This window comes from Actinotignum stranguriae, assembly GCF_051265215.1.
GTDB lineage: Bacteria > Actinomycetota > Actinomycetes > Actinomycetales > Actinomycetaceae > Actinotignum > Actinotignum schaalii_C.
On sequence record NZ_JBOZCJ010000013.1, the window covers coordinates 48,809 to 57,190 of the forward strand.

Consider the following 8,382-nt stretch of genomic DNA (forward strand, 5'->3'; position numbering starts at 1 on the left):
CAGGATCTGGCTAGCTAGCTGGTTAGCTAGTTAGTTTGCAGCTTCAGAATCACCCTCCGGGGCAGGTGCCTCGGCGCCTTCTCCGTTACCAGTTTCCGGAGCGGGTGCCGTTCCTTGAGGATCACCTTGCGCGCCTTCCGCACCGTTCGCAGCGGGATTCGCCTCCGTGCTAGGAGCCGGGCTGGCGTCCGTACTCGCTTCAGAACCGGCCTCATCATTCGGACGAGCGGGTTGCGCCCCGCCCCCGGTCATCAGCTCAAAAACCGCGGTCGCGGGAGAAGCTGCGCCGTCGGCAAAAATAGCTTCCGCCTTGTACGTGCCCGGCGTAGATAGCGAACCCGAGCTACCGCACCCGGCGCCCTCGTTCCCGCCCGGCCACGTCACCGTGGTCACGGCATCCATCCCACGATCCAGCAGCAAACGCCGGTGTTCCTCCCCGGCCCGGCAGGCCGCGGTATTCGCCACCTGGTGCCCGCCGGAAGTAATCGACACATTAAGGTTGCCCCACCCGGCATCCACATAACACGGATTCGTGGTCGACTTATTCGTCAGCTCCACGGAGAAAGACACCGGAGCTCCCGCACCGCGTTCATTATTCGTCACCCGCATCCGCAGCATATCCGGAGTGCAGGCCACCGGCTCATAAAAAGCCGTCGGAACCGCAGCCTGAGCTTCCGCATGTTCCTGAGAGCGCGAAGCCGCGAACCTAAACGTCACAACCGCACCAATAACCACCGCGAGCGCAGCGAAAATCCACAACCAATGCTTCGGCTCCAAACGGGCGAGAATCGTAGCCTTTTCCCGGACCTGCCTCTGCTGCCGCGATCCGGCCGGCAACGTACGACGCCGCCGGGTAGGTGCCGGGCGTTCCCGGCTAGTGCGCTGCCCGGCACGCGCCTGCCCAGCGCGTTCCCGGGGCGCGCGCTCCCGGGAAGTACGTTCCCGCGCACGACGCTCCCGAATTTCCCGCTCTTGACCCGCTCGTGCTTGGCCCGCCCGCTCCCGATTGACGCGCTCCCGGTTTACGTGATCCCGGGGGTTTCGCCGCTGCCGGCTTACACCCTGCTGAGCTGACCTTTGTTGCCCGCCGCGCTTCTGATCACCGCGCGACTGCCCGGTACGTACTTCGCCAGCGCGCTGCCGAGCTGCCGGCATGCCCGCCCGGTTGCTGCGCTGCCCGCGCTCCGATGCTGCCGAAGGGGCTGCGCGACGCTCCGAGCCGCGCTCTTTTCCGCGAACCGGGCGCTCGCGCTGATTCTCCCCGCGCTTCATGCGCGCGGCTCGCCCAGCCTGATCCTCCCGCTGCTCGCGGCCACGCCGCGGCGCAGCACCCGTGGGCCGCTTGTGCGCGCGGCGCTCTCCGCCCGTTTCTTTCACGGATCCACGGTACCAAAACGTGCATATTCCCCGCGTTTCCGGCACACTACAGATAATGCTCAAGAATCTTTTATCGTGGTACGACGGCGCAGCGCGGCCACTACCGTGGCGCGCGCCCGGCACTTCCCCGTGGGCGATTCTCGTATGCGAAGTGATGAGCCAACAAACCCCCGTCGCCCGGGTCGCACCCGCCTGGCGGGCCTGGCTGGAACGCTGGCCCACCCCAGCCGACCTCGCCGCGGCCGCGCCCGCCGATGTGCTCATTATGTGGGGGCGCCTCGGTTACCCACGCCGCGCCCTGCGCCTGCGCGAATGCGCCATCGCCCTGGTGGAACGGCACGGCGGCCAGATCCCGCGCACCCGCGAGGACCTCCTTGCGCTCCCCGGCATCGGTCCCTATACGGCCGACGCCCTCCTCGCCTTCGCCTTTCAGCAACGCTCAGTTGTGCTCGATACGAATATCCGCCGGGTGCTCGCGCGGGTGTACGACGGCGTCGCTCTGCCGCCCGCCCATCAAACAGTCCGGGAACGCACCCTGGCCGATGCGCTTGTTCCCGCGGACGGTCCGGGCGCGGCACGCTGGAACGCTGCTCTGATGGAGCTGGGTGCCCTGGTGTGCACGGCACGCGAACCAGCTTGCGCAATATGCCCGCTGCGCGCGGAATGCCGCTGGCTAGCGGCTGGGAAACCACAGAATGCCGCCCCGCGCACCACCCAGAAATTCACCGGAACCCAGCGGGAAGCACGCGGAAAAATCATGGCGGTTTTGCGTGAACACCGTGGTGGATATACTCGCCCGGACTTGCTTCGGGCTAGCCACCTGAGTGAAAAGCGATTCGTTCCCGCCCTCGCCTCACTCATCGAGGACGGCCTCGCCCAGGAAGTTGCTGGCCGCTACCACCTACCGATTGCTGCGGGTGCGACCGCCAGAGCGGTCCAGAACGTCAGCTAGAAACGCTGCGGTATGAGCGATGATGCGCTCAGCTTCGGGCAGTAACCGCACCCGCTGGAGAAAAGCATGCATCACCCCGGGGACGACCTCCAGGTGCGTGCGCACGGCGCGTGCCTCGAGATGCGCGGCGAGGGCCCGGGTATCGGCCACGAGCGGATCGCACTCCCCGGCCGCGAGGAAAACGGGAGGGCAACCGCGCAGCTCGGTGCGCAGCAGCGCAATATCCGGGGCCGCGGCCCGTTCGGTGGGAGAAGAAAAGTAGAGGGAATCATAGTAGGCGCGGTCAGCGGGACTCATACCATCGGCGCCGCCTGTGCCATCGGCACCGCTTACGCTATCGGGCGGCACGGCAGCGGCGGGCAAACCATATTCACCGTAGTACAAAACGAGCGCGACTATCGGCTTAGCAGCCAGCCTCCGGGCCGCGCGCTGGCACGCATCCGCACCGGCCCCATCCTCACCAGCCCGCCGCGCTAGCCGCCACCAGGTTCCCAGGCTCAAGGTTGCCCCGCACGAATCCCCCGCCAGCACGATGGGATACCCGGGGTATCGCCGGGCCAGCTCCACAACCGCATCCTCACATTCCTCAGATATGCGCGGATAGCGCGCTCGGGGCGCCAGCGTATAGTCCACGCTGACCACCACGCATCCGGTAGCCGCGGCAAGTTCGCGGGTGAGGCGGTCATGGGTGGCCGGACTGCCCACACAGTAACTCCCGCCGTGCAGATACACGATGATAGGCCGGGTGGCACCCGCCGGGAACTGCGTCGTCGTACCTGATCCCGCGGGTGAAAGTGACCGGCATCCGGGCCGATAAAAGCGCACCGGGACCACGCCGTGCCGGGTAGAAAGCTGCTCCGCGTGCCAGGCCACTTCCGAGCCGCCTTCATTCCACCAGCGGTGCTCGGCTTCGTAGCGTGCCTGCATCGCAACGGGTTCTCCGTGCCCGCAATGCGGCAGAGCCAGCCGCGCATCTTGCGCCAGCGCCGCGCGCATCGCGGCGGATAATCTCACGTCCGGGCTAGCCATAAGGTCATCATAAAGGCAGCTCCCGCCCCGGTACGATAAAGGAATGCCTTGTAGCCCCGCGCTGCTCGCCGTACCGAGCCCGCTTTCCGCACTCTTCCCCCCTTCCACGCTCCTCACCAGCGCTACCTTCACGCCCGCGCCCGATGCGGTCGGCGGCCAACTGTGGCTTTCCGCCCTCCTGGCGGCGCTTCCGCTCCTGGTGTTCTTCGTGCTCCTGGGAGTATTTTCCGTCGCCACCCACTGGTGCTCCCTTATTTCCCTCGGTCTGGCCCTGGTCATCGCCGTGACCGGTTTCGGGATGCCAGCTGAGCTAGCGGGGCTCTCCGCACTCCAAGGAGCGGCATTCGGACTCTTCCCCATTTGCTACATCGTCATCATGGCGGTGTGGCTGTATAACCTCACCGAAAGTTCAGGGCGCAGCAAAGACGTCCAGGCCGTTTTCGCAGCGCTGGGCCGCGGTGATATGCGAGTGCAAACCATCCTCATCGGCTTCATTTTCTGCGGCCTCATCGAAGGGCTGGCCGGTTTTGGCGCGCCGGTAGCCATCAGCTGCGCCATGCTACTTGCCATCGGCTTGCCCCCGGTCAAGGCCGCGCTGGCCACCATGGTGGGCAACGGTATTAACGTGGCCCTGGGCGCGATGGGTATCCCCCTCACCACCGTGGCCCGCATGGGCGGGGTGGCCGATCCCATGGACGTAGCCGCGGTGGCCGGGCGCATTATCCCCGTGGTAGCCGTGGGCGTTCCCCTCCTCCTCGTCTTTATCGTGGATGGCAAACGCGGGGTAAAAGACACCTGGCCGGTGGCCCTCACCGCCGGAATCGGCATGGTGGCCGGGCACGTGATCGCCTCGAATTTCATTTCGCACGAACTTATCGCGGTGATCGCCTCCCTCCTCTCCTTCGCGCTCACGGCAGTGCTGCTCACGCGCTGGCACCCGGCCCACACCCCGGCCGAATTCGCCAGTGCCCCCGCCCGCGAGAAGATTTCCGCGAGCAGGGTATTTTTGGGATTGCTTCCCTACCTGCTGGTTGTGGTGGTCCTCGCGGTCACGAAGTTGTGGCGGGTCACCGTGCCCGGCCCGACCGGCCCGCGCCGCATCGAATTCCTGGCCCAAACCGATATCAGCTTCGGTTGGCCCGGCCTGCACGGGCACCTGGTGGACCAGGCCGGTAACGCTCTGAGCACCACCACCTTTACGTTCAACTGGCTCTCCTCCCCGGGGACAATGCTTTTCCTCACCGGAGTGGTGGTCACTGCCGTGTACGCACGCTGCTCCTCCGGCGGGCGTTACCCCTATTCTTTCCGCACCGGCTTGGCTACCCTGGGTGCCACCGTGGCGAACCTGGCCGTCACCGTGGGAACGATTGCCACCATTATGGCCCTCGCCTACGTCATGAATTTCTCCGGTCAGACCCAGGCCATCGGCGCTTTCATGGCCCTGGCCGGCACCGCTTTCGCGGCGCTCTCCGCGTTCCTGGGTTGGATCGGCACCGCGGTGACCGGCTCGGCCACCTCCTCGGCCGCACTCTTCGGGAACCTGCAAGCCACCGCCGCGGCCGGGGCCGGCATCGACCCGCATCTCCTCCTGGCCGCCAACCAGCTCGGGGGCGGGCTCGGGAAAATCGTGAGCCCGCAAAACCTCGCGATTGCGGCTACCGCGGTGCGCGCCCCGGGTAGCGAACCCGAGCTTCTGCGCCGCGGCGCTGCGTATTCCCTCGGGTTACTCGCCCTCCTCACAATCGTCGTTGTGCTGGCGGCGAGCGGGGTGCTCGGCTTCATTACCGCGTAGCGGGCGCACTACCGTGTGCGGCTAACTAGACCCGGCGCACTACCCGTGTGCGGCTAGCCAGCCTCGGCGCGCTACCGTGTGCGGCTAGCCAGCCTCGGCGCGCTCGCCTACGCTGGAGACCATGGCTTTTGAACAAATTACCGACGTGGTTGCTTTCCACGCCGAAGGCCCGGTGTGGTCGAGTTCCTGGGGCGGGCTGCGTTTCGTGGATATGCTCGCCGGCGATCTGCTTACCCTGCGTAGCGATGGCGGGGTGGATCGCCTGGCCACCGGCTCGAAAATCGCAGCATTTGTGCGCCCGCGCACCGGCGGAGGTTACGTCGTCGCCACCGAACGCGGCCTGGCCTTAGCCGATACCGCCACGGCCGCCCCGCGCGAAGCCACCACCCTGTGGAACAGCCCGGCTTACCGCATGAACGAAGGCACCGCGGACCCGTGGGGCTACCTCTACGCCGGCTCCATGCCGTATACGCGCGATGCCACCACCCGCGGTACCGCGCGTCTCTACCGTATCTCCCCCGCCCTCGAGGTCAGCGTGGTGCTGGATTCGGTCACCACCTCGAACGGCATCGGCTTTTCGCCAGACCGCACCCGCGCCTACTACATCGACACCTCCACGCGCGCCATTTCTGTTTTTGAGGTCGACGACGCAGGCAACCTCCACCACCGCAGCGACTTCCACCGCGTGGAAGGCGCGAGCCCGGACGGGCTGACTGTGGATAGCGAAGGAAGTGTGTGGGTAGCCCTCAACCGGGCTGGAATCATCCGCGTACTTGATCCGAGCGGACAGACCGTGCAGGAATACCAACTCCCGGTCACCGGGACCACCGCGGTAACCCTGGGCGGGAAGGACGGCAAGGATGTTTTCGTGACCGTCTCGCGCGAAAATGATGATTCGCGGGGCGCGGGAGCACTGTGGTGGATGGACGGACCGGTAGCCGGCCAGCCTACCTTGCCTTTTGCTGGCTAACGCCGCCGGTACCCGAAAGCGCCGCGCCCGCCTCCACGCCGAGCCGGGCCTGGCGCGCCCGTTGCAAAGCGCGTAGCGCCTCCCAGGCGCTCTCCTGCCCGAGCAAAACCGCGTCAATCAGCTGATGTTGAGACTGAGCCACGGCGGGATCTTCAACCGCGGGATGGCTGGTATGAGCGCGGCCGGTATCGGTGCCGCGCACCCCGGTATTCGGAGAAGCGGCATCAGCGCAGCTAGCCGCATACAAAATAGTGTGGAACGTGAGCGGGCGGTGGAGTATTTCCAGGCGTTTGGAACCGGACACTTCCACCAGGGTGTGCAGCACCCGACTGGGTTGCTCCCCGCGGGCCGCGCGCAGCGGGCGCAGATCCGGGTGGCCGGCCATAATCCGCGCCAGGGCCAGGGATTCACTGATATCCAAGAGCGCCACAATCTCCGGAATTTCGGAGCTGCGCACGGTCACGACCCGCGGGTGTTTACGCGCTTCGCGCTCCACTAATCCATCCGCGATAAGCGATTCCACCGCGATGCGGGCGGTGGAACGCGCCACCGAATACTCCTCCGCAATCGCGGCTTCGGCCAGGCGCTCCCCCGGCGCGATATTTCCGGAAAGGATACGTTCGCGCAGGTGGTCAGCCAGATCATCGGCAAGCCGGCGAGCCATAAGCGCTCCTTTCCATCGCGCGGGATAACAAGCGGGGCGAGTACCCGCTCTCGCCTTATCCTAGGTAAACTGACTGTCAGTTTCCAATGTGATTTTACGCCATCGCGTGCGCCAGCTGGCGGCGGGTGGGCAAGGTTGCCCGCGCGAATGCCAGTTTCCACGCGCCCACGCGCCGCATACACCAAAAGGAGGGATGATGGCCGCCACGCGGTTCCCACCGGGCCCCACCCCGGCCCCGGATTACTACCGCTGGCGTGCCCACGTTTTCCTCGTCGTGTATATCGGCTATGTGTTTGCCTACACCACCCGCAATAACCTCAAAGTGGTCTCCGCCCGTTTCGTCACGGAGGAGGGATGGTCGCTCTACCAGGTCGGCTTTGTGCTCAGCGCTTTCACCCTCGCGTACGGGACCGGGAAAATTATTTTCGGGATGGTGGCGGACCGCGTCTCGCTGCGCCGCCTTTTCGGCGGGGCGCTCATCATATCGGGAATTCTATGCATCCTCACCGGGATTCCCAGCTCCGCCCGCGCTCTCGCGGCCCTCACCTTCGCGAACGGGCTGGTGCAATCGGCTCTTGCCCCGGCCGCCCTGGTGCTCTTGGGTGCCTGGTATCCCAATTCTTCCCGCGGTGCACGGGTGGCGATCTGGAATACTTCCCAGAACCTCGGGGCCGCCTTGCTCCCGCTGCTAGCCGGGGCACTCACCGGCTGGCACCTGGCCCGTTTCCATATTTTCCTCATTCCCGGACTGCTCACCATCGCGGTGGGAATATGGGCTTACCGCACCGGTGCCGACCGCCCCTGGCGCCAGGGCCTCCCCACTCTCACCATGCTGTTCGGTTCGGCCGGTACCCCGCAGTTGAACACCCGCGCGGATGGCTACTGGCCTACGGTGGTGCGGGCCGTCCTCACCAACCGCTGGATCCTCACCCTGGTCGGCATTAATACCCTGCTGTATTGCATCCGCTTCGGCGTTATTAACTGGGTGGTTATTTTCGCCGCCGAGCACGCCACCGACCACGACGGAGAAATCGCCTTGGCGGGCGCCGAATTGGCCGCCATCCCGGCTTCTTTCGCCTTCGGTGCCTACGCGGCCCGCCACCCCAACCGGGCCTCCTCCGCCGCCATGAAAGCGATGCTTGCCCTCGCCGTGGTACTCGTCGCTTGGCCCCACCTGGCTTTTAGCAGTTCTTCGGTGGCCGGAGCGCTACTGCTGGGCGCCCTCATTTACGGACCGCAGGTGAGTATTAATATGCTTACCCTGTCGCTCGTTCCCGATAATGTGGCGGGCGCGGCCACCGGGGTGGTGGGGGCGGCCGGCTACCTGGCCGGCGAAACCCTCGCGAATTTCCTTATCCCCCACCTGGTGACCAGCTACGGCTGGACGGTCGCCTACACGAGCCTCGCTCTTACCGCCCTCATCTGCGCGGCCGGCTACGCGAGTTTGCGGGGTCCGGAAATGCGCAGCCTGCGTTTTTAAGAACGACGGCGCAGCTAGCTGGCTTCCAGCACACCCGCGCGGGGCGCGGCCACCGGGGTGGTGGGGGCGGCCGGCTACCTGGCCGGCGAAACCCTCGCGAATTTCCTTATCCCCCACC

General features: G+C 65.9%; 7 protein-coding genes. 4 read left to right on the plus strand and 3 right to left on the minus strand.

Annotated elements, in window-relative coordinates:
* Nucleotides 1-30: 30 nt before the first annotated feature.
* Nucleotides 31-777 (minus strand): hypothetical protein, encoded by a 747-nt coding sequence (locus ACRQEG_RS05830; RefSeq protein WP_196800214.1) that lies wholly within the window; start codon nucleotides 775-777, stop codon nucleotides 31-33.
* Nucleotides 778-1,432: 655 nt separating this feature from the next.
* Between ACRQEG_RS05830 and ACRQEG_RS05835 the strand changes: the two genes are divergently transcribed.
* On the plus strand, nucleotides 1,433-2,329 hold the full coding sequence (locus ACRQEG_RS05835; protein WP_016441790.1) for an HhH-GPD family protein: 897 nt from the start codon (nucleotides 1,433-1,435) through the stop codon (nucleotides 2,327-2,329).
* Here the strand turns inward: ACRQEG_RS05835 and ACRQEG_RS05840 are convergent.
* Nucleotides 2,279-3,358: an alpha/beta hydrolase fold domain-containing protein gene (locus tag ACRQEG_RS05840; protein ID WP_274732393.1), complete on the minus strand. Its 1,080-nt coding sequence runs from the start codon at nucleotides 3,356-3,358 to the stop codon at nucleotides 2,279-2,281. The genes ACRQEG_RS05835 and ACRQEG_RS05840 overlap by 51 nt on opposite strands.
* A 43-nt stretch (nucleotides 3,359-3,401) precedes the next feature.
* On the opposite strand from ACRQEG_RS05840, the gene ACRQEG_RS05845 reads away from it, so the two are divergent.
* The gene (locus tag ACRQEG_RS05845; RefSeq protein ID WP_016441792.1) at nucleotides 3,402-5,150 is read left to right on the plus strand and encodes an L-lactate permease; all 1,749 of its coding nucleotides are present in this window, start codon (nucleotides 3,402-3,404) and stop codon (nucleotides 5,148-5,150) included.
* Nucleotides 5,151-5,271: 121 nt separating this feature from the next.
* On the plus strand, nucleotides 5,272-6,120 hold the full coding sequence (locus tag ACRQEG_RS05850; RefSeq protein WP_016441793.1) for an SMP-30/gluconolactonase/LRE family protein: 849 nt from the start codon (nucleotides 5,272-5,274) through the stop codon (nucleotides 6,118-6,120).
* On the opposite strand, the gene ACRQEG_RS05855 is transcribed toward ACRQEG_RS05850, so the two are convergent.
* Entirely contained in the window at nucleotides 6,098-6,784 is a 687-nt protein-coding gene (locus ACRQEG_RS05855; RefSeq protein WP_016441794.1) for a GntR family transcriptional regulator, read from the minus strand. The genes ACRQEG_RS05850 and ACRQEG_RS05855 overlap by 23 nt on opposite strands.
* A 193-nt stretch (nucleotides 6,785-6,977) precedes the next feature.
* Between ACRQEG_RS05855 and ACRQEG_RS05860 the strand changes: the two genes are divergently transcribed.
* On the plus strand, nucleotides 6,978-8,264 hold the full coding sequence (locus tag ACRQEG_RS05860; protein ID WP_435733812.1) for an MFS transporter: 1,287 nt from the start codon (nucleotides 6,978-6,980) through the stop codon (nucleotides 8,262-8,264).
* Nucleotides 8,265-8,382: the final 118 nt, after the last annotated feature.